The following is a 25,125-nucleotide window of genomic DNA, read 5'->3' on the forward strand; positions in this document are numbered from 1 at the left end:
AAAAGTATCACAAATGCTTCAATTTCTTAGTAAAAATAAATGGCGCATCTTATTTATGGCTATTTTATGTGGTGGAATAATGGCCTCTTTTCAATACGCCTTAACACCAGATAAGACCTTACCTATATTACAGCCAGATAAATTTGATCCTACTCTGGTAGATGATTCTATGCTTTTTGTAAAGAAGTATCACAAGATAGCTCCTTTTCAATTAGTGAATCAGAATGGTGATACCATTACAGATAAGGATTATGATAATAAAATTTATGTAGCAGATTTTTTCTTTACTACCTGTCCTACTATTTGTCCTGTGATGACTAAGAACATGACGCTAGTACAAGAAGAATTTAAGAACGATCCTGATGTGATGATTCTTTCTCACAGTGTAACTCCAGAAATAGACAGTGTAGAGGTTCTTAAAAAGTATGCTGTTAAAAAAGGAGTTATGGATTCTAAATGGAATCTCGTTACTGGTGATCGCAAGCAAATTTATAATCTAGCTCGTAAATCTTACCTGGCTGCCAAGGAGAATAAATACGGTGGTGACTATGCGCTTATCCATACAGAGAACTTTCTTCTAATAGATAAAGAAGGTAGATTAAGAGGTCGCTCTTATGACGGTACGAGTGAAGAAGATGTATTAAAACTTATTGAAGACATCTATATTTTAAAAAGTACGTATGTTAAAGATCGTTAATTATCTTTAAAAAGTGCGTTTAATCGTATTTTTAGTTTTCCTACAAAGATGTTTTAAGTGATTAGGTTAGGGTATTGCTATTTTTGCAGTAATTATAACAATAGTTACTATGAAAAAAATATTATTATCTCTAGTGCTTTTATTTACAGTGAGCACTGCAATTGCCCAAACTGAGGCCGAATTAAAGGCATTGAAAAAGGTAAAACAAGATTCAATTGCTCAAATTCAATCTAGAGTAAATGCTATTCAAGGAAAAATAGATGCTCTTCCAGGATGGAAAAAAGGTGCTTTTGGTACTTTGGGTGTTAACCTATCTAGTTTTGATAACTGGTACTCTCAAGGTAGTGCAAACGTATCTGCTGGAAATATAGGTCTTACTGCAAACGCATTTGCAAACTTAAAGCAACCTAAATACTTCTGGAGAAATTCATTAAACATCAACCTAGGTTGGGTAAAATTTGACGATAAAGATGATCCTACTGATGATGATAGTTTCCAAGAGGCAACAGATGTTTTTAACATCTCTTCTCTTTATGGTTATAAATTAACTGAGAAAATTGCTGTATCAACACTAGCTGAATACCGTACTACTATCTTAAGTAACTTTAATGACCCAGGTTACCTAGACGTAGGTGTAGGTGCAACATGGACTCCTACAGATAATCTTGTAGTAGTGGTACACCCATTAAACTACAACTTTGTGTTTGCTAAGAATGACGCAGTTTTTGAATCTTCTCTAGGTGCAAAAGTAGTTGCAGATTATACTCGTAGTATTGGTAAAGTAAGTTTTAAATCTAATTTATCTGCTTTCTATAGCTATGAAGACAGCGACCTTTCTAATTATACTTGGATCAACTCATTCGGTTACACATTATGGAAAAACATAGGTGTAGGTTTTGAATTTGGATTAAGAGGTAATAAGCAAGAAGCTTTAAACTTTGCTAACGATAACCTAGCGGTAGGTGCTACTCCATTAGATTTTGATACAGTAGATAACAAGTTACAGTCTTACTACTTAGTAGGTCTTAACTACAAGTTCTAAAACAATATATTTCATTTACTTAAAAAGGCTTTCCATTTCTGGAAAGCCTTTTTTATTTTGAATAGGATTTATAGTTATTTATAAACCTACTTCTTTTTTAGTTGTACGATTCTGTTCTTCTGGAGTCGTTATTTCATTATTTTCTAGTCTAAAGTTACCAAAGTTATAAGTGAAGCCCACGCTTATGGTTCTAGTTTCTGGTAGTGCTAGGTAATAATTGTCTTGGTTTAAATAACGTGTAGTAAGTCTTTGATTTTGGGTTTTAAAGATGTCGTTAACTGCAAGAGTTAATTGCGCTCTTCTATTCCATAAACTTTTATTAAAACTGATGCTAGTCGGGAATGAGCCACCCCATTCATAGGTACCGAATAGAAGACTGGAGATATAAGACGCTTCTATGTCCATGGATAAAGTTCTATTATCTGCTAGATTGATTCTATTAAAAGAACTTAAATATAAACCTGTGGTAGACGTTTTCACATCCACATTTCCAGATTGTACTGCTCTAGTTTCATTTTCCATATAGAACAAGCTACTGCTTAGTCCTGTATACCAGCTGTCATTTATGTATCTATAGGTTGCTGCATCTATACTATACTGCAATTCATAATTTAGATTTATGCTTTGCGAGTTTAACTGGTTATTACTGTTATTTTGAAAAGGCACCTCACTCAGCACATCTTTTGTGTATAGAAAATAAGCATCTACAAACCACGTGTTTTTATGATTCCAGCTTAAAGTATATTTATTATTAAAAGCAGGCTGTAGATTTGGGTTTCCTGTGCTGAAGTTAAAGTCATTTATAAAAGAGCTAAAAGGATTTAAGTCAGCATATCTAGGTCTGTCTATGGTTCTTTTATAACTTAGGGTATAGGAGTTATTCTCATTTGCCTGATTAGTTATAGCTAGATTAGGGAAAAACTCTAGGTATTCCTGTGTGTTAACCTGTCCTAGAGATTGAGAATCGCCTTCTACGTCTGTCTGTTCTGCACGCAATCCAGCTGCAATAGACCATTTCTCCCAATTACGCTCTATTTGTGCATATGCAGCATAAATGCTCTCGTCATATAAAAACAAATCAGAGAAGGCTGGGTTAAGTGTACTGCCACTATCAGTGTCAAAAAAGTTCTGTGAACTTGTAGATGTTACATTAGAAAATTTAAGTCCTGAACTTAACTGGTAGTTACCTATACTCGTGTTGTAATCTAATTTTGCGGTGTAGATATCTATTTCTTGAAAAGCATCTGTTAAAAAACTATTAGTACCTGTAGTAGTCTGGCTAGTATCAAAGAAAGTCGAAGTAAGGTTTTGTACCTGATCACTATCGGTAAAGATGTAATTACCTTCTAGGTTTAATGTTGCACCTTTATCATTAAGAACATGTTGCCATTGTGCATTTACAAAACCGTTAGTTCTGTTTTTCTCAAAATCAGAATCGGTATTAAAGCCAGAAAAAGTAGTGGCGCCTTCTTGTAAGATAAAAGTTTCATTTTGATAACTGGCATCATTATTTTCATTACTGCTGTAATTACCAGAAAAGCTCAATGAATTTTTTTCATTTACTGTTATGTCTACGATCGTATTAAAATTATGAGAGGCACTGCGTTCTATTTTTTCTAACTCAGTAAAACGTCTTTCAGACCTACTTCCATCAGGATTAAAGAAACCTATTTGTGAGTCGTCAAATTTAAAATCCTTCCTAGGGTTGTAGTTGTAGTTAGCATAAACATTTAACCAGTTATTCTTATAGAAGTGAGAGGTTCCTATCTGGTATTTAGTAAAAGTACCTTGAGTCCATTTTCCACTTACGTTTCCTTTATAGCCTAGAGAGATACCTTTTGAGGTGTTGATATTAATGACGGCAACACCTTCTGCATCATAACTAGCAGGCGGATTTGTGATAACCTCTACACTCTTGATGTTATCAGCACTATAACCACGTAATAATGCATCTAGCTCTTCATTAGTTAAATACACACGCTTGTTGTTAATATAAATTACAGCAGGAGAGTTTTGAACCATGTAAGTTCCTTCCATCTCAAATATACCAGGTGTCTTTTTTAAAAGGTTTTGAGTATTACCAACGCTTAAAATGGTGTTCTCAACATTAAAAACCAGTCGGTCTGCTTTTTTATCGATGGTAGGTTTTGCAGCTGTTAATACTACTGCGTCTAGCTGTGCTGTGTCTTCTTCTAAGATAAATTCTCCTAACGATTCATTAGTTGTAATGTTTAGCTTTCGCGAAAGCGGTATATATCCAACTGAAGAAAACTGAAATGTATAAGTGCCTTGTTCAAAATTATTAAATTTAAAAACTCCTTTTTCATTTGCCGAGGTGGCTTTATGAAAAACACTGTCAGGCATTTTAAATGTAACTACAGTTGCATAAGGTATTCCTGTTTTATTTGTACTGTTTACAGTACCTGTAAGATTAGTTTGTGCAGTCGTACTAAGTACTATAAGAAAGGTGAGAAAAGGTAGGTATTTCATTTTGAGCGGTTAATGGTTAGCTAAAATACCAAAGATCAAGAAAACTTAAGGACATCTTTTAGATTATATTTGCACCCTATTGTAAAGGACTATGAAGAATATACGTAATTTTTGTATCATCGCACATATTGATCACGGTAAAAGTACACTGGCAGACAGGCTTTTAGATGCTACACAAACAGTTACTAAGAGAGAATCTCAGGCGCAACTGTTAGATAATATGGATCTAGAGCGTGAGCGTGGGATAACTATTAAATCACATGCTATACAAATGGATTATACGGCGCCAGACGGTGAGCAGTACATCCTTAACCTAATAGACACGCCTGGTCACGTAGACTTTTCTTATGAAGTGTCTCGTTCTATCGCTGCCTGTGAAGGAGCGTTGTTAATAGTAGATGCAGCACAAAGTATACAAGCACAAACTATTTCTAATCTTTATCTAGCACTAGAAAATGATTTAGAAATTATACCTGTTTTAAATAAAGTAGATCTTCCTAGTGCAAATCCAGAAGAGGTTACAGATGATATCGTAGATCTTTTAGGTTGTGATCCTAGTGAGGTGATACCGGCTAGTGCAAAAACAGGATTAGGTATTCAAGATATTTTAGATGCTATTATAGAAAGAGTCCCTGCACCTGTTGGAGATCCTGATGAGCCATTACAGGCACTTGTTTTTGACTCACAGTACAATCAGTTCCGTGGGGTGGAGACTATTTTTAGAGTTATAAACGGTTCTATTAAAAAAGGGCAACATATTAAATTTGTAGCCACTGGCGAGAGTTATTATGCAGATGAAATAGGAACCTTGAAACTAAATCAAGTTCCTAAAAAAGAAATAAAAGCTGGTGATGTTGGGTATCTAATTACAGGTATTAAAGAAGCCAAAGAAGTAAAAGTAGGTGACACGATCACAGATCATGCTAAACCTACTACAAACCCTATAGGCGGTTTTGAAGATGTAAAGCCTATGGTATTTGCAGGTATTTACCCTGTTGATACGGAGGATTATGAAGACTTGCGTTCTAGTATGGAAAAACTACAACTGAATGATGCTTCATTAGTATTTCAGGCAGAGAGTAGTGCGGCATTAGGTTTTGGTTTCCGTTGTGGGTTCTTAGGAATGTTACACTTAGAGATTATTCAAGAACGTCTAGAACGCGAGTTCGACATGACGGTAATTACTACAGTGCCTAACGTTTCTTACCACGCATATACTCATAAGAATCCAGACGAGATTCTTATTGTAAACAACCCTTCTGACTTACCAGAGCCTTCTAGTCTTAATAGAGTAGAAGAGCCTTATATAAAAGCAACTATTATTACAAAATCTGATTTTGTAGGTAATGTAATGTCACTTTGTATAGAAAAACGTGGTGTGGTAACTAATCAAACTTACCTTACTACAGAGCGTGTAGAAATGACTTTTGACATGCCACTAGCAGAGATTGTTTTTGATTTCTATGACAGACTTAAGACTGTTTCTAAGGGTTATGCATCATTTGATTATGCTCCTTTAGGAATGCGTGAATCTAAATTAGTACGTGTAGATATTTTATTAAATGCACAGACAGTAGATGCCTTAAGTGCCTTAATTCACTTTGATAATGCATATACCATAGGTAAGAAAATGGTAGAAAAATTACGTGAGTTAATACCACGTCAACAATTTGATATTCCTGTACAAGCAGCTATCGGTGCAAAAATCATTGCTCGTGAAACGATTAAAGCATTGCGTAAAGATGTAACTGCAAAATGTTATGGTGGTGATATCTCTCGTAAACGTAAGCTTCTTGAAAAGCAAAAGAAAGGTAAGAAACGTATGCGTCAGGTAGGAAATGTAGAGATACCACAGCAAGCGTTTATGGCTGTTCTTAAATTAAATGATTAACTAGTAAGATTTTAGTCCTGCTTTATAAAAGTGGGCACAAATAAAAAACCCTCATCAGTTATGATGAGGGTTTTTGCTTTATGTAAGAAGAAGAGAAATTAATCTTGCTCTTCTTCCATAGTTACTTCTCCAGAGGCTTGCTCTACTATCTCTTTACCTATATAAGCAAGAATACTGCCTTCTTCTATTTCCATTTTACCTGACATTGATGGTACGATGTCTATGGCGTTATCGTGACGTATAAATAGAGGTACGATGTCTTCGTCAGTTTTTGTAATCTCTATAAGACCTTCAAAATGTTCCTGAGACTTAATAGTTATCTCATGAATTTTACCGTGGTGACGTGTAACCTCCATCATGTTTACATAGTCATCTGTAGCAGAAAATAAACCAGTGACTGGGTTCTTATTAGGATTGTTAATCTCGTTAGAATGTACCAGTCTATACGCTCCATTTTCTCCAAAACGTTTTTCAAATCGCTCGATAGCATAATCGTTAATTTGAGAATTGCCAGTCAGTGCTAGTAAAAAGCCTATATTGTTAAATTCAATATCGTCTGATATGGAGTCAGAGTAAATGTCTGCTGTAACAGCATCCAGTCCGCTTTCTTTGGCGATGCGTATATTGTTTGCATTAGTATCTACTAAAACGACACTGCGGCCATGTTCCTTAAGGTATTTTGCAATGACTCTAGAGAATTTAGAGGCACCTACTATCATGATACCATTAGATTGTTTAAGGAAAACGCCTACTATTTTTGCAAACATTCTAGCTGTAGTAGCATTAAGTAATACGGTTCCTAACACGATCATGAATACTAGAGGAGTAATGTATTCTGCACCAGGTATTCCTTGAGAGACTAGCTTAGAACCAAAAAGTGATGCGATACCTGCGGCAACGATACCACGAGGTCCTACCCAAGAAATAAATAATTTTTCATTTAATTTAAGTCCACTATTTATTGAGCTAGCAAAAACCCCTAGTGGTCGTATGATAAATGCCATGATTGCAAATAATACGAGAGTTTCCCATCTGTAGATAAGATAAAGATCTTCCATATTTATGTTTGCAGCCAGTAATATAAATAGGATAGAGATTAAAAGAACACTTAGAGACTCTTTAAAATAAAGAAGTTCTTTAATGTTAGGTAAGTTGATGTTTCCTAAAACCATTCCCATTACCACTACAGATAATAATCCAGATTCATGAGCAAAACTGTCGCTCAATACAAAGACTCCTAAAACGGCTGCCAGTGTAAAAACATTCAATAAATAATGTGGTATAAGTTTTTTCTTAATAGAAAAAGCAAGAGCATGGGCAAAAGAAAAACCAAAAGAAAAACCGAACAATACGATTTTACCAAATTCTTCTAAAGCCACTAGTGTAAACTCTCCGCCTGCACCAGCACTTATGAATTCAAATACCAATACGGCAAATAATGCACCTATAGGGTCAATAAGAATACCTTCCCATTTAAGGATGGAACTCACATCTTTTTTTAAAGGTATGTTACGTAATATAGGTGTGATAACCGTAGGCCCTGTAACGATTATCAATGCAGAGAATAGCAAAGAAATCTTCCATGTAAGACCAAATATATAATGTGCAGCAACTCCACCACCTACAAATGTAATGATAACAGCAACTGATATTAATTTACCGATAACAGGTCCGGTGTTAAGAATTTCATCTCTCTTTAAAGTTAATCCACCCTCAAAAAGAATGATACTTATAGCCAGTGACACAAAGTAAAATAAACTGTCACCAGGGAATAGGCCATTTTCCCCATTCCACATAGGTTCGATAATTTTTGAAGCGTCTGCAGTGTAAAGCGACGCTATAGGTCCTACGAGTAGACCTATGATGATTAACGGTAATATAGCAGGGATTTTTAATCTCCATGCCATCCACTGTGCAAGTATTCCAAGTATAATAATTCCTGCTAGTTCTAGCATATTTTTAAATTTTCAGGAAAATTACAACCTTTTTTATCAGTTTTATAGTGGTTACGCTTTCGCGAAAGCGAAATAAGTAATAATTAAGCCTATATTTATGTTTTTTTAACAAATAATAGGCATTGAGTTACACCTCATTTAAAAATATAGCGATAGGAATCGCTTTTTCCCCTACACTAGAAGCAAACGTAAGCGAGGCTGCAAGATTAAGTTGCATGTTCGGTGCAAAGCTGTCTTTAATTCATGTGGGGCAGAGAAGTGATGAAAAAATAAGAACTATAGATCAATACATAGGTAATTGTGGACAGTCACAATTATCTTATGAAATTATCTTTAACGAGGGCGACCCTGTAGAGGTTATTTTAGAAACCGTTAAGGAGCATAAAATAGATTTGTTACTTCTGGGAGCATTAAAGCAAGAAAAATTTGTCAAGTTTTATTTAGGCTCTATTGCACGTAAACTTACTAGAAAAGCGACATGTTCTGTTTTAATGATGACTAATCCTAGTGTGATAAGAAAACCATGCAAACACATGGTGGTAAATGGTCTCAAGGATGCGCACACAGAGCATACCATAGAAACTGCTTTTTATGTTGCACATAGTTTAGGAAGCAATCAACTGACCATTGTGGAAGAGATAGAACAAGAAAAGGTTTCTATAAAAATTGACGACGATCAAAGTTTACGTAAAGCAAACTTGCTCAAAGAGAAACTTAAACGACAAGAAGAATTACGTGTTCAAGGTATATTGAACCATATACCTAGCGAAGAAAAGAAAGATATTCAGGTAAGTACGCAACCTATCTTTGGACAGCGTGGTTATTCTATAGGTCATTATGCTCAAATAGTAAGAGCAGATTTACTGGTCATGAACGCGCCTAAAAAGTCTAGTTTTTTAGATCGGTTTTTCCCGCATGATCTAGAGCATATTTTAAATGAACTGCCTACTGATGTACTTATAGTAAGATGACGAAGAAGAAAACAGACATCAAAGGGTTTTTTAAAGCATTACCCAAAAATATTTTTAGTGGTTTTGTGGTTAGTCTTATCGCGCTACCATTAGGGCTAGGTCTGGCTATGGCTAGTGAGGCACCACCTATTGCCGGTGTTATTGCTGCTGTGGTAGGTGGAGTTTTAGTCTCTATTCTAGGTGGTAGTAATGTCACTATCTCTGGTCCTGGTAATGGGCTAGTGGGTGTTATATTAGTCGCGGTTGCGACATTAGGTTTAAATGGTACCTATGCTGCTATTATATGTTCTGGCGTGTTGTTAACCATACTGGGCTTTTTAAGAATGGGAAAACTAGCAGACTTTTTTCCATCTAGTGCTATTCAGGGAATGCTGGCTGCAATAGGACTTATTATTTTAGGGAAGCAATTTCATATCATGATGGGTAATGAGATGAAGTTACCAGGTAGTATAGATTACCTACTTGCTATACCGTCTACTATAATAGGAGTCTTTTCTTATAACCATTCGGGCTTTACTTATGCCGCGATATCTGGGGTTATAGCACTTGCTATTATGGTGTTTTATCCTAAAATTAGAAATAAATACTTTCACTTAGTCCCAGCGCCTATGTGGATAGTTTTGATATCTATAGGAGTTAGTTACTTCTATGAATTAGTATTACAACAGCCGCATCCAGTAGATCCTAGATACATGATCTCAAATATTCCTACAGGCAGCCAGATTGTGTCTGACATACCTACTCCTAATTTTAATCTTGTTAACTCCATAGGTTTCTGGGGTAGTGTTCTTGCGATTACATTAATAGCTAGTATAGAGTCTTTGTTAAGTATTAAGGCAGTAGACCAGTTAGATCCAGAAAAAAGAAGGTCTAACGTAAATAGAGATCTTAAAGCACTGGGTCTTGCAACTATAGGTAGTGGTTTTTTAGGAGGTCTCAATGTCGTTACTGTAATAGCAAGAAGTTCTGTAAATGTGAATAATGGTGGTAGCAATCGATCTTCTAACTTTGCTCACGCTACTTTTCTAGTTGTTTTTATTCTTTTATTCAGTACGCAATTAACACGCATACCGTTGCCAGCTTTAATGGCCATTCTTGTGTATACAGGTTATAAACTGGCGTCTCCTAGTAACGTAGCAAAGATTTTTAAGATAGGAAAAGAGCAGCTTATAATCTTTTTCACCACATTATTAGTAACACTTTTCATTGGGTTAATTTCAGGAATTCTGGCAGGTGTGTTAATGACCTTTGTTATCCATGTAATTTTAAATAAGGATCTGGAGCTTTTTATAAAAAACTGGCGCAAACCTAATGTGTTGATGTTTAAAGAGAAAAAAGGAGATCAGCATTATTATATTAATGTCAAGCATTTCTGTACTTTTTTAAACTTTTACAGACTTAAAGAAAAATTAAATGCCATTCCAGAGACAGAAGACGTTGTAGTAGATTTATCGTTATGTGAATTTGTCGATCACACAGTAATGGAAAATCTAAGTGCTTATCAAGATGTGTTTCATAAACGAGGTGGACATCTAGAAATTATAGGGCTAGATTTACATGGTACAGATTCACAACATCCATTTGCATTGCGCAGGCTTATACCAGGTATACCTTTTATTACAGGTAACCTTACTAAAAGACAGACTACTTTAAAAGAAATTGCCCAAGACTATTCATTAGAGTATGAGGTCGATGTAAAGGGAAATACAGAGGTTTTAGATAATTTTAGATACTTCAAGACTAAAAAGATTGAAAAAATATACAATAGACTGTTCAATGAAGACAGTTCATTCTCCTTGTTTGATATTCATTATTCTGAGGGTGAATTTATAGCCAAAGAAGATGTGCGTACTACGATGTTACACATTAAACTAGAGCATGCTATTCCAGAATTTACCCTGGATAGAGAAGGTTTTATGGAGCGTCTATATGCTATTGCAGGATATGAAGATATACCTATTGATAACCATTCTGATTTTACAAAACGCTTTTACCTTATAGGGAAAAATCCTTATCAAGTTCAGGAATATTTTAATGACGATTTAGTGAAGTTCTTTGAATGTAATTCATATTATCATGTAGAATCTGACGGTGTTTCCTTATTAATTTTCAGGACACAACGTACTTCTGGGGTTAAAGAAATAAAGAAATTGATCGACTTTGGGAACCGACTTAGAAAAATCGTGGTTAAAGAAGCGCTAGTCGCTTATTAAAATGCTTATTTATTCTTAAAGACATTGTAAGCATGGTGCTACATTTTGTATTTTGCATGCACTATGAAAATACACTCAATAGAATCTGGTAATTTTAAGTTAGATGGTGGTGCTATGTTCGGTGTGGTGCCTAAAAGTCTATGGACACGCACTAACCCTGCAGACTCTAATAACATGATTGATATGGCGGCACGATGCCTGCTTATTGAGAATGGAGATAGACTTACTTTGGTAGATACTGGAATGGGTAATAAGCAGTCAGAAAAGTTTTTTGGCTATTATTATATGGATCATAAATTTGATCTAGATAGTTCGCTAAAAGAAAAAGGATTCTCTCGCGACGACATTACAGACGTTTTTCTGACGCACTTGCACTTTGACCATTGTGGTGGTGTAATTAAGAAGAGTAGTAAAGGAGATTTTTTTGAGCCCGCTTTCGCGAAAGCGGTATGCCACACCAACTCTAGTCACTGGAACTGGGCAATAGAACCTAACGACCGTGAGAAAGCTAGTTTTTTAACAGAAAACATCAAGCCCATAGAAGAAAACGGACAGCTTAATTTTATTTCTCAAAACAGCAGTTATGAGAAACAAAATGAAATGGATTTTGACATCCTTTTTGTAGACGGCCATACAGAAAAGATGATGATTCCGCATATACATCTAGATGGTAAAACATTTGTTTACATGGCAGACTTGCTTCCTACAGTAGGACACATTCCATTACCATATGTAATGGGGTATGACACAAGACCATTATTGACCCTAGGTGAGAAAGAGAAATTTCTAAATGAAGCTGCAACTAAGGGGTATTACCTTATTTTAGAACACGATCCATATAACGAGATTATAACTGTAAAGCATACAGACAAAGGAGTGAGGCTAGATCAAACCTTTACTTTCAAAGACTTATTTTAAAACTAAACAAACAATAATTAATAGAAAATGAAATACTCAATTTTAAAATCTACATTTTTAACTGTTGCAGCAGCTGGTTTACTAGCTAGTTGTGGTAGTGGTGGTGCAATAGTATCTCCAGCTATAGGTAATATAGACAGTACGCCTTTAAAAACACAAGCACTTACTGAAGAACAAGCAAAGAACTGGAAAGACATGGACCTTGTGTCTGATACCATTCCAGGGATGAGTGTGAATAAAGCTTATACAGAAATCCTAAAAGGTAAAAAAGGAGAGACAGTTATTGTAGCTGTTATTGATTCTGGTATTGATGTAGAGCATGAAGATCTAGATGGAGTTATCTGGACTAATAAAGACGAGATCGCTGGTAATGGTAAGGATGACGATAACAACGGTTATATAGATGATGTTCATGGATGGAATTTCTTAGGAGATATCGTTGATGAAAATCTAGAATATGAGAGAATAGTAAGAGATAAAGCTATGCTTCCTGCAGATGTTGTTGCAAAAGCACAGAAAGAATATGACGGTAAAGTAAATGATGCCAAAGAAGAAAAAGCTTTTTATGAGCAGCAAATCGCAGCTATAAAAGGTTTTGATGCAAAATTAATTGCTGCAACTGGTAAAGAAGAATATACTCTTGAAGATGTAAAAGCAATTGCAACTAGTGAAGATCAAGAATTAGAGCAAGCAAAAGCTATTGCAAATAGAGTTTTCCCTCAGTATGAGAGCTTTTCTAAACTTGTAACTTTATTAGAAGGTGAAGTAAGTGGTCTTACCGCGCTTTTAAACGGAGATAAATTAAAAATTAACTACCGTAAAGACATCCTTAATGATGATCAGTACGTATGGGATACACCAGTATATGGTAATAATGAATACTCTGGTCCAGATCCAGAAAAAGCAGATGCTTTTCATGGTACGCATGTCGCAGGTATTATCGCTGCAGAGCGTGATAACGGTTTAGGTGTTAATGGTGTTGCAAATAATGTAGAGATCATGGTACTTAGAGCTGTAAGTATGGGTGATGAGTATGACAAGGATATAGCAAAAGCAATACGTTATGCTGCAGATAATGGAGCGAAAGTTATTAACGGTAGTTTTGGTAAATACCACTCTCCTAATGCACAATGGGTTTGGGATGCTATTAAGTATGCAGAAACTAAGGATGTTCTTTTTGTAAATGCAGCTGGTAATGAAGGTACTGATACTGATTTTACACAAGTATATCCTCAAGATCAAGTAATGGCAGGTGCTGAAATATCTGATAATTTCTTAACAGTAGGAGCTTTAAACTTTGAATACGGTTCTGGTTTATTAGCTGGTTTCTCTAACTATGGAAAAAGTACTGTAGATGTGTTTGCACCAGGTGCGGCTATTTATTCTACTGCACCACTTAATGAATATCGTAATGCAAGTGGTACTTCTATGGCGTCTCCGGCAACTGCAGGTGTTGCAGCGGTAATTAGGTCACAATATCCTAAATTAACAGCGTCACAAGTAAAGCATGTTATTATGGATAGTGGTTTAACAACTAGCGCTAGAGTAATAGTAGGTGGTAATCCAGAAGATACTAGACCGTTTGCAGAGACTACGGTTTCTGGTAAAATGGTAAATCTTTATAATGCACTTATACTTGCTTCTAAGATTTAATTAGATTCAAGAAAATAAAAAGCGGATATTCTTAGCATAAGAATATTCGCTTTTTTTATTGAAATTTTAATTTAATCTCTGTAAACTAAAGTCTGCTTTATATACGTTAATTAGTATGTTAATATAATAAGTTATTAACATGAAAACATTTTAATTAATGCTATATGTTAGGTTCAAATGCATAGTTTATATTTATTTTAACGGTATAATCAATAAAAAAACCGATGAAATACATAAATTAAAAAGATAACGTATAGATGACGATTCTTTTTTGTTCTAATTCATTTTAATATTTACATTCGCATTCCCTACAATAATCGACATGATGTTAGTTAAGTTTCACATTTTTATTTTGATGCTTGTTCAGCAAGCACCGCCGCCACCTGAGTTTGAGACAAAAATGGCTCCTACCCCTGTAGGAGATGTCGTACCCTTAGATACTAATTTATGGGTATTGCTTACGGTTGCTGTAGTCCTAATTGGGTATGTAGCTGTTTTTAAATTTAAAAAGGTAGCTTAAAGATTCATTAATCTTTTTACATATTTACCTATCACATCAAATTCTAGATTTACTTTATCGCCTTGAGATAAGGTTTTAAAACCTGTGTGCTCATAAGTATATGGGATAATAGCTACAGAGAAGCTGTTAGTTTTAGAGTCTACGACAGTAAGGCTTACTCCATTTATACAAATACTCCCTTTTTCAATAGTTACATTATTTAGTTCTTGATCATATTCAAAGCTAAATATCCATGAGCCATCTTTGTTTTCTGCTTGCGTGCAAATAGCTGTTTGATCTACATGACCTTGTACGATATGTCCGTCTAGTCGTGCATTCATCTTCATGGCACGTTCTATATTAACTATAGCACCTTCTTTTAGATCTCCTATATTTGTCTTGTTGAGGGTTTCTTCTATAGCGGTTACGGTATATTGATCGCCGTCTATGGCTACAACTGTGAGACACACTCCATTATGCGCTACGCTTTGATCTATTTTTAACTCGGTGGTTAAATCACAACGCAAGCTGAGGTGTAAATTTGTATTTTCTTTTCTTATCTGCATAACTTTTGCAGCACTCTCTATAATTCCTGTAAACATAACTGATTAAAAAACTTTACTTTTATCCTTTCAAAAATAAGGCTTAAAGCGCGCAATACATGAATAAGGAAGAGAATATCAAAGTAGGAATCACTATCGGTGATCCTAACGGAATAGGTGGAGAGGTTATTTTAAAGGCATTTGAAGATTCTAGAATGCTAGAGATGTTTACGCCAGTCGTTTTTGCTAGTACAAAATTACTATCCTATTACGTTAAAACGTTTAACCTTAAAGTCAAAATTCATGGAATAACTTCTTTGAACGATGTGGTTCCAGGTAAACTTAATGTGTTTAGGTTAATTAAGGAGCCGTTTAAAGTAAACTGGGGTGAGGTAAGTCCTGAAGCTGGTGAAATTGCTGTAAGAAGTCTAGAGGCTGCTACTGCAGCGTTAAAGAATAAAGATATAGATGTGTTGGTGACTGCACCTATAAATAAAGAGTCTATACATTCTGATAAGTTTAAGTTTCCAGGTCATACAGATTATTTGAATCAAGAGTTAGAAGGCGAGAGCTTAATGTTTATGGTCTCAAATGAGTTACGTGTAGGTTTACTTACAGATCATGTGCCGGTAAAAGACGTTCCTGCTAGTATTAATGCTAAGGTTATTAAAACTAAAATAGGTACGATAAAAGAATCTTTGAAAAAAGACTTTGGGATCAGTAGACCTAAAATAGCTGTTTTAGGTATCAATCCGCATGTAGGAGATAATGGTGTTATAGGGACAGAAGATCAAGATACTTTAATTCCAGCTTTAGAACAATTAAGAGAAGATGGGAACATAATATTCGGCCCATATGCTGCAGATTCCTTTTTTGGGAATAAAAAATATAAAGAATTTGACGCTATTTTAGCTAGTTATCATGACCAGGGGTTAATTCCTTTTAAAACTATTGCCTTCGGTAGTGGAGTGAATTTTACTGCTGGACTCAGTCATGTACGAACAAGTCCTGATCATGGGACAGGCTTTGATATTGCTGGAAAAGGAGCGGCAAATCCTGATTCGTTTATAGCTGCGATTAATTACGCGATAGAAATTTATCGCAAGAGAAAAGAGTACGATATTCTTAATAAGAATCCATTAAAAAAACTTTCTCGCAAACGAAGATAATATTAACACTAGATTTTTAATAACTTTTATTATCTTTGCCCGCTCTTTGAAAGAGTAAGATTATGGAACTCAAAGCTTTTATAATATCCTATGCTGGATTAAAAGAAGGGAAACATCAGTTTCAATTCGAGGTCGATAATACGTTTTTTGAAAATTTTGGATTTGAAGAGTTTAATAGTTCATCAATTATTGTTGATGCACAGCTAGATAAGAAAAACACCATTATGGAACTTTCTTTGGAAGCTACTGGATCAGTTAATGTTAATTGTGATGTGACTAACGAGCCTTTTGATTTAGACATAGATACGTCTATGGATCTAGTCATCAAATTTGGAGAAGCTTTTAATGATGATAATGAAGAATTATTGATCCTACCACATGGAGAATATGAATTCAATATCGCGCAATATGTGTATGAAATGCTTGTGCTTTCTATACCGCATAGAAGAGTTCATCCAGGTGTTGAAGACGGTTCTTTAGAATCAGACGTATTAGATAAACTAGATGAATTAAGAGTTTCAAATCCTGAAGAAGAGAATAACACAAAGATTACAGATCCCAGATGGGACGCATTAAAGAAATTAAAAACGGATAATAACTTATAGCCATGGCGCATCCTAAGAGAAAAATCTCGAAAACGAGAAGAGACAAAAGAAGAACACACTACAAAGCGACTGTTCCTCAAATTGCAACAGATTCAACAACTGGTGAAGCTCACCTATACCATAGAGCACACTGGCATGAAGGTAAATTATATTACCGCGGTAATGTACTTATAGACAAGACTGAGGTAGCTGAGGCTTAATCTCAATTATATATTTCTTAGAAAACCTTGGTTTTCAATATGAGATCATAAAAAATGACACGTTTTTATTAAAAATGTGTCATTTTTTGTGGTTTCTAGAGCTTTTTTAGTAGCTTTCGCAGCTCTAATTAAATCACTAGAATCACCAGTATGAGTAAAGTCAAAGCGGCGATAACAGCAGTAGGAGCCTACGCACCAGAGTATAGGCTTACTAACGCCATCTTAGAAACTATAGTCGATACTAACGACGAATGGATCACTTCTCGTACAGGGATTAAGGAGAGGCGCATTCTTAAAGATAAAGATAAGGGTACTTCTTACCTTGCTATAATGGCAGCAAAAAATCTAATTGATAAAAAGAAATTAGATCCTACTACTATAGATTTAGTAATCGTTGCTACGGTAACACCAGACATGCCAGTGGCATCTACGGCTGCTTACGTTGCTTCAGAAATAGGTGCGGTAAATGCATTCTCATATGATTTAATGGCGGCCTGTTCTGGCTTTCTTTATGGTATGAGTACTGCTAGTAGTTATATTGAATCTGGTAGGTATAAAAAAGTTCTACTTATTGGGGCAGATAAGATGTCCTCTATTATAGATTATGAAGATCGCGCGACTTGTATCATTTTTGGTGATGGAGGTGGCGCGGTTCTCTTTGAGCCTAATACAGAAGGTTATGGTTTTGAAGATGAAATACTACGCAGTGACGGTATAGGGCGTAATTTTTTAAAGATAGAAGCAGGTGGTTCATTAATGCCTGCCTCTCATGAATCTGTAGATAATAAACAACATTACGTTTTTCAAGATGGTAAAAATGTTTTTAAACACGCGGTATCAAATATGGCCGATGTTTCTGAACAAATTGTAAAACGCAATAAATTAACTAATGAAGATATAGACTGGTTAGTACCACACCAGGCAAATAAACGCATTATAGATGCAACAGCAAGAAGGGTAGATCTTCCAGAAGAGAAGGTTATGGTAAATATTCATAAATTTGGAAATACTACCAGTGCTACATTACCTTTATGCTTAAATGATTATGAAACTCAGTTAAAAAAAGGAGATCGACTAGTATTTGCTGCCTTTGGTGGTGGATTTACTTGGGGTTCTGTATATTTAACGTGGGCTTACGATAGTTAAACTTAATAACCACCCTAATTTATGGACATTAAAGAAATACAAAATTTAATCAAATTTGTTGCAAAATCTGGAGCAAGTGAGGTAAAATTAGAAATGGATGATATTAAAATCACCATTAGAACTGGTAGTGAAACTGGTGATGTAACTTACGTTTCTCAAGCTGCTCCTATGCAAATGGCTCCTGCTCAACAAGCAGTACCTATGCAACAAGCTGCTCCTGCAGCGGCACCTGCTGCACCTGCACCAGAGGCTGCTCCTGCTGCTAGTAATGATAAGTATATTACTGTAAAATCTCCTATTATTGGAACTTTTTATAGAAAAGCATCTCCAGATAAGCCTGCATTTGTTGAGGTAGGAGATAGTATTAAAGAAGGTGATACATTATGTATCATTGAGGCAATGAAACTTTTCAACGAGATTGAAAGTGAAGTTTCAGGTACTATTGTAAAAGTGCTTATCGATGATTCTTCTCCGGTAGAATTCGATCAGCCATTATTTTTAGTAGATCCGTCTTAAGTAAAAGAAGGATTTTTATGTCTTAGTGTTGGTATTGCTTCCGCTTTCGCGAAAGCGAACCATATACCGATACCTTAACTAAAAAGAAACATCATGTTTAAAAAAATATTGATTGCAAATCGCGGTGAAATAGCTCTAAGAGTTATACGTACTTGTAAGGAGATGGGAATAAAAACAGTAGCTGTTTATTCTACTGCTGATGCAGAAAGTCTTCACGTGAAATTTGCAGACGAAGCTGTGTGTATAGGACCACCTTCTAGTAGTGAGTCTTACTTAAAAATGTCTAACATTATAAGTGCCGCAGAAATTACAAATGCAGATGCAATCCATCCTGGTTATGGATTTTTATCTGAAAACGCAGACTTTTCTCGCATTTGTGATGAACATCAAATTAAATTCATAGGTGCTAGTGCAGACATGATCTCTAAAATGGGAGATAAAGCAACTGCCAAAGAAACTATGAAAGCTGCAGGTGTACCTTGTGTACCTGGTTCTGAAGGAATCATGGTAGATTTTGCTGACTGTTTAAAAACAGCTAGAGAAACCGGTTACCCTGTAATGCTTAAAGCTACTGCAGGTGGTGGTGGTAAAGGTATGCGTGCTGTGTGGAAAGAAGAAGATCTTCAAGACGCATGGGATAGTGCTCGTTATGAGTCTAAGGCTGCCTTTGGTAATGATGATATGTATATGGAAAAGCTTATTGAAGAGCCGCGCCATATTGAAATACAAATCGTAGGAGATAGTTATGGAAAAGCATGTCACTTAAGTGAGCGTGATTGTTCTGTACAAAGACGTCACCAGAAACTAACTGAAGAGGTGCCTTCTCCGTTCATGACTAAAAAATTACGTAAAGAAATGGGTGAAGCGGCTGTGAAAGCTGCTGAGTACATCGCTTATGAAGGTGCAGGAACTGTTGAATTTCTAGTTGATAAGCACCGCAATTTCTACTTTATGGAGATGAATACTCGTATCCAAGTAGAGCACCCTATTACAGAACAAGTAATAGACTTTGATCTTATTAGAGAGCAAATTCTTGTTGCCGCTGGTGTTAAGATTTCAGGAAAGAATTATGAGCCTGCGTTACACTCTATTGAGTGTAGAATAAATGCAGAAGATCCTTATCACGATTTCCGTCCATCTCCAGGAAAAATTACAACATTACATGCGCCTGGTGGTCATGGTGTAAGATTAGACACGCATGTATATGCTGGATATTCTATCCCACCTAATTATGACTCAATGATTGCAAAGTTGATTACAACTGCAAGAACACGTCAGGAAGCAATAGATAAAATGAAGCGTGCTCTAGATGAGTTTGTTATAGAAGGAATTAAAACTACTATTCCTTTCCATAGACAGCTTATGGATGAGCCGGCTTATGTAGAAGGTAATTATACTACAGCTTTCATGGATACATTTGAAATGAAGCCTAAAGCTTAAGTTAGACTTAAATTATATTATAAAAATCCTATCTAGTGCTACTAGGTGGGATTTTTTTATGGAATTAATCTATCTTATACAGTTCTATTATTAGTTATTTAAAATATTTTTGATCCAGATCTGTTTATTGTAAATATGAAATTCAAGTTCTTTCTTATTCTTTTGTTTTACAGCAGTATTGCTGGTGCACAAGAATATGCAGACTTGATAAAAAAACGCATTGCGGTTAAAGATTCTGTTCTTGTGGATTCTATAAGTATTAGTCCAGCTTATTTTAAAGTTATGGATAAAAATGGCATCGTTATAGATAGTTCTAGATATACCATCGATTATTCTAGGTCTTTACTTTTATTTAAAAATAAACTAGAAATAACGACAGATTCTATAGATGTAGTTTATAATCCGTTACCAGATTTTCTTACTAGAACGTATAGAATTTACGATCCTAAGATTATACTTGATAATGATAGCAAGCAAGAACAGCTTATCACCTTGCAAGAGCCTACTGTTACTAACGCATTTGTACCTTTTAACGGTCTTCAAACTTCTGGTAGTATTACACGTGGTGTGAGAGTAGGTAACAACCAGAATAGTGTTGTAGACTCAGAATTAGATTTAAGGATTACAGGGAAATTAAGTGATAAAGTTTCTTTGCGTGCGTCCATACAAGATGCAAATGTACCGCAAACTCAAAATGGGTATTCGCAGCGTCTAGACGAGTTTGATCAAATTTTTATTGAATTATATAGTGATGACTGGAGCATAAGAGCTGGAGATGTAGATTTAATTCAAGAAGATTACCAGTTCAACAACTTTACAAAGCGTGTTCAAGGAATTTCTGGGCAAGTACAATTTAATGGAGAAGATTCTAGAGGTTATGCAGGTGCTGCAGGTGCTCTAGTTAGAGGAACATTTAATATAAGCAGGTTTACTGGTCAGGAAGGAAATCAGGGACCCTATAAACTTACAGGTCAAAATGGTGAACTTTTCATACTTGTAGTTTCTGGTAGTGAGCGTGTTTTTGTTAATGGAATTCCGTTAACACGAGGTGAGAATAAGGATTATGTAATTGACTATAACGCAGGAGAGTTGCGATTTACACCTACGTTTCCTATTACGAGTGAGATGCGTATTTCTATAGAATATCAATACAGCGAGCGTAATTTTACTAGATTCATAGGTTATGGTAAAGGTGGTTATGAGTCTAAAAAGCTTAAAATAGACAGTTATATTTATACAGAAACTGATGCAAAAAACCAGCCTCTACAACAAAATTTAAGCGATGAGCAAGTCGCCATATTAGTGCAAGCAGGTGATGATCCTGATCTTGCAATCGCACCTAGCGCTATTCCTGATGATTTTTCTGAAAACCAAATTCTATACCGCAGGGAATTCATTAATGGAGCAGAACGATTTATATTTTCTCAAGACCCTAATGATGCTTTATTTAATGTAAGGTTTAGTTTTTTAGGAATTAATCAAGGTAATTACCGTCTTATCAACGATCAGGCGATTGCAAATATTTATGAATATATCGCTCCTATAAACGGTGTGCCGCAAGGTAGTTATGAGCCGGTTATACAGTTGTTTACTCCAGAGATTCTTACTATAGCTGGTCTTAAAACAAGTTATGAACCTACCGCAGGAACTCAGATTTTTACAGAATTTGCAGCGAGTAATAAAGATTTAAATAAATTCTCTACCATTGATGATGGTGATAATAAAGGGGTTGCTTTAAAAATAGCGGCACAACAACAATTATTAGGTAAGGATAGCTTACAGTCGTTAAGTGTACACCTCAATACAGATTTTATACAAGAAAACTTCAGAAATGTAGAACGTGTTTATAACATAGAATTTAATCGCGATTGGAATTTAGAAACTGTGCAAGGCAGTCAGTTATTTACCACCTTAGGTCTTAATTATGCACGAGACTCAACTATTTCTGGCTCATATACCTATCAACATTTAGAATTTGATAAGTTCTACAAAGGAAATCGTCATGAATTAGTAGCATCTTATCAAGATAGTTTGTGGTTAGCTCGCTTTCGCGGAAGCGTGCTTAACACTAGCTCTATAGAACAAGAATCTCAGTTTAACCGTATCAATGTAGATGTTCTAAGAAAAATAAAAAAGTATTATGCCGGTACTCGAATAGAAAGTGAAGATAACCAGCAACGACTAGCTGTGACTAACGAGTTGTCTGGTTTATCTCAAAGATTTGCTGGATATGAGTTTTATGCTGGCCGTGGAGATACTACTACGACTTATGTGGAAGTAGGATATAGAAACCGCGTCAATGATAGCCTGCGTGATGACGGTAATCTGTCTAGAGTAAATGCTTCTAATGATTATTACGTAAGATCTCAACCTATAAAAAATAAGGTAAGTACTCTATTAGTGTATGCAAATTATAGAAAGTTGAAAAGCGAGCTAGAAGACGTAGACGACGAGGTTTCTTTTAATTCTAGAATTCAATACAAGCGTAAGATATATGGAGGTAAAATACTTTTAAATACCACTTATGAGACGAATAGTGCAAGAATAGCAAGACAAGATTTTACTTATGTGTCAGTAAATCCTGGTCAAGGAACTTTTACCTGGATAGATTATAATAACGACGGCATTCAAGACCTTAATGAATTTGAAGTAGCACAATTTCAGGACCAAGCTAGTTTTGTGAGGATATTGCTGCCTAATCAGGTGTTCTTACCTAGTCATCAAAATAAATTCTCACAAACACTCACTTTAAATCCTATCTCGTGGACTAGTGAAAAAGGTTTTAAAAAGTTTCTTTCTAGATTTTACAACCAGACCAGTTATTTAATCGATCGTATGGTTGCTAGAGAAGGTGAGAATTTTAACCTTAATCCGTTTAGTACAAGTGATGATCAGTTAGGGTTAAATTTAAGTTTTAGAAACAGTTTGTTTTTTAATCGTGGTAAGCAAAATTACACCACTAACTATACCTATTTAAGCACGGCAAATGAGAACTTGCAAAGTATAGGTAGTATCGCCAGTGATATAGAGAATCATCAACTACGATTTATACACAAGTTAAAAGATACGTGGTTGTTTAGTTTTAATGCTCAAAAAGGGAAGAGCGCTAGTAGTAGTGAGAATTTTTCTAATAGAAATTACGAGATCGACGATGTGTTATTGAATCCTCAACTGTCTTATTTGTTTGATAATAGCAACCGTCTAGAGGTATTTTACGAATTTCAAAGTAAAGACAATCAGGTAAATGATGTAGCTGTGTTAAACCAGCATAATGTAGGTTTAGGCTGGGCGTTTAATAAGGCTCAAAAATATGCTGTAAATGGCGAAATCAAATATGTAAAAAATGATTTTGAAGGTCAGGCATTCTCACCGGTAGGCTTCCAGATGTTAGAAGGATTACAGCCAGGAACCAATTTTACTTGGAATTTTTTATTCCAGAAAAACCTGACTAAATTTCTAGATCTTAATTTAAGTTATAATGGTCGTAGTAGTGAAACTGCACAAACTGTCCATACAGGAAGTGTGCAGTTGAAGGCTTTTTTTTAAATATATCAAATATTTTCATTTTTCTTAAAATTAATAAATGGAAATGCTTAATCAATCCATAAATAATAAGTTATAAATTTATATACTGTTTTAAATGTAGTGTTTTTCTGTTAAAATTATAGTGTTTTGTTAAGGCTGGGCGTTGATATATAATATTATAGGAATTATTAAATTATCTTTAACGTGATCGATCATCAATTATTAATCAACTAATCTTAAAAGGTGAAAAAACAAAAGCTTCTAGGGATTATGCTTTGCATGATCCCTTTTTATACGATTGCACAAAATGATGATGACGCAGTAAAGTTATTTGAAAATAATTCTAAATTTTCTTTTTCAATAAAGTATCAAAATCTTTATTGGAGTAATGAAGGGGATTCTAGTGTTTTTTTTGAGGCTCAAGATACTTGGGTACCAGCTTTAGGATTAGAATACAATTTTAGCCAACGAAAAAATTGGAATTGGAGTGTCGGATTTTTTGTTCGTAATATGGTTAGAAAAGATTCGGAAACATTTTTAGCAGAAGATGTGGGACTTAGTACTGATCTTACAATTTTGAGCTCTGAATCTCCTTACTGGAGTTACCATCTACCAGTTGATCTCTCTTATGTCAAAGAAGTAAATGATTGGTTTTTTATTTCTGGTCATGTAGGTTTAGAAGTTATGTACTACGCCGTTACAGAAGGAGACGATCTAGGTGGTAGCACAGGCATCAATAATATTGCTAGAAGGATATCATTTGAAAGCGAAGTAGATAGTCCTATTACTGGTGGAGCAAATATAGGTTTGGGTTTTTATCTCAAATCTAAAAATACGATGTGGCGCATAGATATGACTTATCATTACCATTTTGTAGATATAATAGATCAAGCCGTTCTTGCAACTAATCTTGATGTATCACCAGATACGGTGACCCAACACAACTGGACAGGAGATTATTTAAGTTTTTCCATAAACATCTTCCCACGTAAAGGGTGGATTTTTAAGAGCAAGAAATAGCTGGAAATATATCATTTAAAAACCCCTTACAATTTATTTTGTTAGGGGTTTTAAATTACTGAAAACACATTTTATATCGCTAGAAACCCATCAATAGTGGTCTCAAGATCTTTTTCTGCTGGTCTTCTGGCATTGTCATCTACCATGCGGCCATTTTTATCAAACAACATATATCTAGGTATAGAACTCACATTGTTATCTTGAAATAACTTTGCTTTAGGATAGTTGCGAGCAAGAAAACTATTTTCTGTCAGGTTAAATTGTTTTGCAGCTCTTTCCCATTTTCCAGGATCTTGGTCTGTAGAAATAAAGATAAAAGTCACGTCTTTACCTTTGTACTTTTCTTGTAGTTTTTCAGAATAGGGCATCATCGCTTTACAAGGACCACACCAGCTGGCCCATATGTCTAGATATACTACTTTACCTTTATTGTCTGCTAAAATTTGATCTAGGTTAGTGTAATTATCATCAAAATCTGTAAGATGTACAATGTCATTACTAGATATATCAGCGTCTGCAAATTTTACAGCTTGTTTCTTTTCTATTTTTTTAGCTTGCTCACCACAGCTTGTTATTAGTATTGCTGCTAGAATTATAAATATATTTTTCATTTTCTTGTTTTTGACTTTGATG

Annotated in this window: 20 protein-coding genes; 16 read left to right on the forward strand and 4 right to left on the reverse strand. The window is 35.1% G+C overall.

Translation table 11 applies throughout. The annotated features are described in order from the left end of the window. Window positions 1-13: 13 nt before the first annotated feature. Together ACJJVJ_RS11035 and ACJJVJ_RS11040 are read left to right on the forward strand one after the other, a co-directional pair. Complete coding sequence (locus ACJJVJ_RS11035) at window positions 14-697, forward strand: SCO family protein (protein WP_405370287.1); 684 nt, start codon at window positions 14-16, stop codon at window positions 695-697. A 109-nt stretch (window positions 698-806) separates the two neighbouring features. Beyond that, window positions 807-1,739, forward strand: a complete 933-nt coding sequence (locus tag ACJJVJ_RS11040; RefSeq protein WP_104514057.1) for a DUF3078 domain-containing protein — start codon at window positions 807-809, stop codon at window positions 1,737-1,739. Window positions 1,740-1,817: 78 nt separating this feature from the next. Here ACJJVJ_RS11040 and ACJJVJ_RS11045 read toward each other — a convergent pair whose 3' ends face one another. Further along, window positions 1,818-4,229, reverse strand: coding sequence for an outer membrane beta-barrel family protein (locus ACJJVJ_RS11045; protein WP_405370289.1), 2,412 nt, complete (start codon window positions 4,227-4,229; stop codon window positions 1,818-1,820). A 91-nt stretch (window positions 4,230-4,320) separates the two neighbouring features. On the opposite strand from ACJJVJ_RS11045, the gene lepA reads away from it, so the two are divergent. Continuing rightward, window positions 4,321-6,120 carry a translation elongation factor 4 gene (lepA, locus tag ACJJVJ_RS11050; RefSeq protein ID WP_104514055.1) on the forward strand — a complete coding sequence of 600 codons (1,800 nt, stop codon included), beginning with the start codon at window positions 4,321-4,323 and terminating at the stop codon, window positions 6,118-6,120. A gap of 98 nt (window positions 6,121-6,218) precedes the next feature. Here lepA and ACJJVJ_RS11055 read toward each other — a convergent pair whose 3' ends face one another. Next, window positions 6,219-8,075 (reverse strand): sodium:proton antiporter, encoded by a 1,857-nt coding sequence (locus ACJJVJ_RS11055; RefSeq protein WP_104514054.1) that lies wholly within the window; start codon window positions 8,073-8,075, stop codon window positions 6,219-6,221. 122 nt (window positions 8,076-8,197) lie between these two features. Here ACJJVJ_RS11055 and ACJJVJ_RS11060 point away from each other — a divergent pair, with 122 nt between their 5' ends. The 5 genes from ACJJVJ_RS11060 (at window position 8,198) to ACJJVJ_RS11080 (ending at window position 14,350) form a co-directional block, all read left to right on the forward strand. Then, window positions 8,198-9,046, forward strand: coding sequence for a universal stress protein (locus tag ACJJVJ_RS11060; RefSeq protein WP_104514053.1), 849 nt, complete (start codon window positions 8,198-8,200; stop codon window positions 9,044-9,046). Beyond that, window positions 9,043-11,259 carry a SulP family inorganic anion transporter gene (locus ACJJVJ_RS11065; RefSeq protein WP_405370293.1) on the forward strand — a complete coding sequence of 739 codons (2,217 nt, stop codon included), beginning with the start codon at window positions 9,043-9,045 and terminating at the stop codon, window positions 11,257-11,259. Before ACJJVJ_RS11060 ends, ACJJVJ_RS11065 begins: the two co-directional genes overlap by 4 nt. Window positions 11,260-11,322: 63 nt before the next feature. Then, on the forward strand, window positions 11,323-12,177 hold the full coding sequence (locus ACJJVJ_RS11070; RefSeq protein ID WP_405370294.1) for an MBL fold metallo-hydrolase: 855 nt from the start codon (window positions 11,323-11,325) through the stop codon (window positions 12,175-12,177). A 27-nt stretch (window positions 12,178-12,204) separates the two neighbouring features. Then, window positions 12,205-13,830 carry a S8 family peptidase gene (locus ACJJVJ_RS11075; protein ID WP_405370296.1) on the forward strand — a complete coding sequence of 542 codons (1,626 nt, stop codon included), beginning with the start codon at window positions 12,205-12,207 and terminating at the stop codon, window positions 13,828-13,830. A gap of 355 nt (window positions 13,831-14,185) precedes the next feature. After that, complete coding sequence (locus ACJJVJ_RS11080; RefSeq protein WP_405370298.1) at window positions 14,186-14,350, forward strand: hypothetical protein; 165 nt, start codon at window positions 14,186-14,188, stop codon at window positions 14,348-14,350. Here the strand turns inward: ACJJVJ_RS11080 and ACJJVJ_RS11085 are convergent. Beyond that, entirely contained in the window at window positions 14,347-14,931 is a 585-nt protein-coding gene (locus tag ACJJVJ_RS11085) for a riboflavin synthase (RefSeq protein ID WP_405370300.1), read from the reverse strand. The genes ACJJVJ_RS11080 and ACJJVJ_RS11085 overlap by 4 nt on opposite strands. Before the next feature lie 59 nt (window positions 14,932-14,990). Here ACJJVJ_RS11085 and pdxA point away from each other — a divergent pair, with 59 nt between their 5' ends. The 8 genes from pdxA (at window position 14,991) to ACJJVJ_RS11125 (ending at window position 24,492) form a co-directional block, all read left to right on the forward strand. Then, on the forward strand, window positions 14,991-16,040 hold the full coding sequence (pdxA, locus tag ACJJVJ_RS11090; RefSeq protein WP_405370302.1) for a 4-hydroxythreonine-4-phosphate dehydrogenase PdxA: 1,050 nt from the start codon (window positions 14,991-14,993) through the stop codon (window positions 16,038-16,040). Between the two features lie 62 nt (window positions 16,041-16,102). Further along, window positions 16,103-16,645, forward strand: coding sequence for a YceD family protein (locus tag ACJJVJ_RS11095; protein ID WP_405370304.1), 543 nt, complete (start codon window positions 16,103-16,105; stop codon window positions 16,643-16,645). Window positions 16,646-16,647: 2 nt separating this feature from the next. After that, the gene (rpmF, locus tag ACJJVJ_RS11100; RefSeq protein WP_041495498.1) at window positions 16,648-16,845 is read left to right on the forward strand and encodes a 50S ribosomal protein L32; all 198 of its coding nucleotides are present in this window, start codon (window positions 16,648-16,650) and stop codon (window positions 16,843-16,845) included. Window positions 16,846-16,995: 150 nt separating this feature from the next. After that, window positions 16,996-17,991, forward strand: a complete 996-nt coding sequence (locus tag ACJJVJ_RS11105; protein WP_104514046.1) for a beta-ketoacyl-ACP synthase III — start codon at window positions 16,996-16,998, stop codon at window positions 17,989-17,991. A gap of 21 nt (window positions 17,992-18,012) precedes the next feature. Further along, complete coding sequence (accB, locus tag ACJJVJ_RS11110; RefSeq protein ID WP_405370306.1) at window positions 18,013-18,507, forward strand: acetyl-CoA carboxylase biotin carboxyl carrier protein; 495 nt, start codon at window positions 18,013-18,015, stop codon at window positions 18,505-18,507. 93 nt (window positions 18,508-18,600) lie between these two features. After that, on the forward strand, window positions 18,601-19,947 hold the full coding sequence (accC, locus tag ACJJVJ_RS11115; protein ID WP_104514044.1) for an acetyl-CoA carboxylase biotin carboxylase subunit: 1,347 nt from the start codon (window positions 18,601-18,603) through the stop codon (window positions 19,945-19,947). 135 nt (window positions 19,948-20,082) lie between these two features. Beyond that, complete coding sequence (locus tag ACJJVJ_RS11120; RefSeq protein ID WP_405370309.1) at window positions 20,083-23,493, forward strand: hypothetical protein; 3,411 nt, start codon at window positions 20,083-20,085, stop codon at window positions 23,491-23,493. A 222-nt stretch (window positions 23,494-23,715) separates the two neighbouring features. Continuing rightward, window positions 23,716-24,492 (forward strand): hypothetical protein, encoded by a 777-nt coding sequence (locus tag ACJJVJ_RS11125; protein ID WP_405370310.1) that lies wholly within the window; start codon window positions 23,716-23,718, stop codon window positions 24,490-24,492. 71 nt (window positions 24,493-24,563) lie between these two features. On the opposite strand, the gene ACJJVJ_RS11130 is transcribed toward ACJJVJ_RS11125, so the two are convergent. Next, window positions 24,564-25,103, reverse strand: a complete 540-nt coding sequence (locus ACJJVJ_RS11130) for a TlpA family protein disulfide reductase (RefSeq protein ID WP_405370312.1) — start codon at window positions 25,101-25,103, stop codon at window positions 24,564-24,566. Window positions 25,104-25,125 lie beyond the last annotated feature (22 nt).

This window comes from Nonlabens sp. Asnod2-A12 (genome assembly GCF_045063745.1).
GTDB classification, from domain to species: Bacteria; Bacteroidota; Bacteroidia; order Flavobacteriales; family Flavobacteriaceae; genus Nonlabens; species Nonlabens xylanidelens.

Excerpts from the sequence above, each read along its gene's own strand:
- ACJJVJ_RS11040 (WP_104514057.1), top strand. The coding sequence starts at position 807 with ATGAAAAAAATATTATTATCTCTAGTGCTTTTATTTACAGTGAGCACT.
- lepA (WP_104514055.1), top strand. The coding sequence starts at position 4,321 with ATGAAGAATATACGTAATTTTTGTATCATCGCACATATTGATCACGGT.
- ACJJVJ_RS11035 (WP_405370287.1), top strand. The coding sequence starts at position 14 with ATGCTTCAATTTCTTAGTAAAAATAAATGGCGCATCTTATTTATGGCT.
- pdxA (WP_405370302.1), top strand. The coding sequence starts at position 14,991 with ATGAATAAGGAAGAGAATATCAAAGTAGGAATCACTATCGGTGATCCT.
- ACJJVJ_RS11130 (WP_405370312.1), bottom strand. The coding sequence starts at position 25,103 with ATGAAAAATATATTTATAATTCTAGCAGCAATACTAATAACAAGCTGT.
- ACJJVJ_RS11085 (WP_405370300.1), bottom strand. The coding sequence starts at position 14,931 with ATGTTTACAGGAATTATAGAGAGTGCTGCAAAAGTTATGCAGATAAGA.
- ACJJVJ_RS11055 (WP_104514054.1), bottom strand. The coding sequence starts at position 8,075 with ATGCTAGAACTAGCAGGAATTATTATACTTGGAATACTTGCACAGTGG.
- ACJJVJ_RS11065 (WP_405370293.1), top strand. The coding sequence starts at position 9,043 with ATGACGAAGAAGAAAACAGACATCAAAGGGTTTTTTAAAGCATTACCC.
- rpmF (WP_041495498.1), top strand. The coding sequence starts at position 16,648 with ATGGCGCATCCTAAGAGAAAAATCTCGAAAACGAGAAGAGACAAAAGA.
- ACJJVJ_RS11075 (WP_405370296.1), top strand. The coding sequence starts at position 12,205 with ATGAAATACTCAATTTTAAAATCTACATTTTTAACTGTTGCAGCAGCT.
- ACJJVJ_RS11105 (WP_104514046.1), top strand. The coding sequence starts at position 16,996 with ATGAGTAAAGTCAAAGCGGCGATAACAGCAGTAGGAGCCTACGCACCA.
- ACJJVJ_RS11070 (WP_405370294.1), top strand. The coding sequence starts at position 11,323 with ATGAAAATACACTCAATAGAATCTGGTAATTTTAAGTTAGATGGTGGT.
- ACJJVJ_RS11120 (WP_405370309.1), top strand. The coding sequence starts at position 20,083 with ATGAAATTCAAGTTCTTTCTTATTCTTTTGTTTTACAGCAGTATTGCT.
- accB (WP_405370306.1), top strand. The coding sequence starts at position 18,013 with ATGGACATTAAAGAAATACAAAATTTAATCAAATTTGTTGCAAAATCT.
- ACJJVJ_RS11045 (WP_405370289.1), bottom strand. The coding sequence starts at position 4,229 with ATGAAATACCTACCTTTTCTCACCTTTCTTATAGTACTTAGTACGACT.
- accC (WP_104514044.1), top strand. The coding sequence starts at position 18,601 with ATGTTTAAAAAAATATTGATTGCAAATCGCGGTGAAATAGCTCTAAGA.
- ACJJVJ_RS11080 (WP_405370298.1), top strand. The coding sequence starts at position 14,186 with ATGCTTGTTCAGCAAGCACCGCCGCCACCTGAGTTTGAGACAAAAATG.
- ACJJVJ_RS11095 (WP_405370304.1), top strand. The coding sequence starts at position 16,103 with ATGGAACTCAAAGCTTTTATAATATCCTATGCTGGATTAAAAGAAGGG.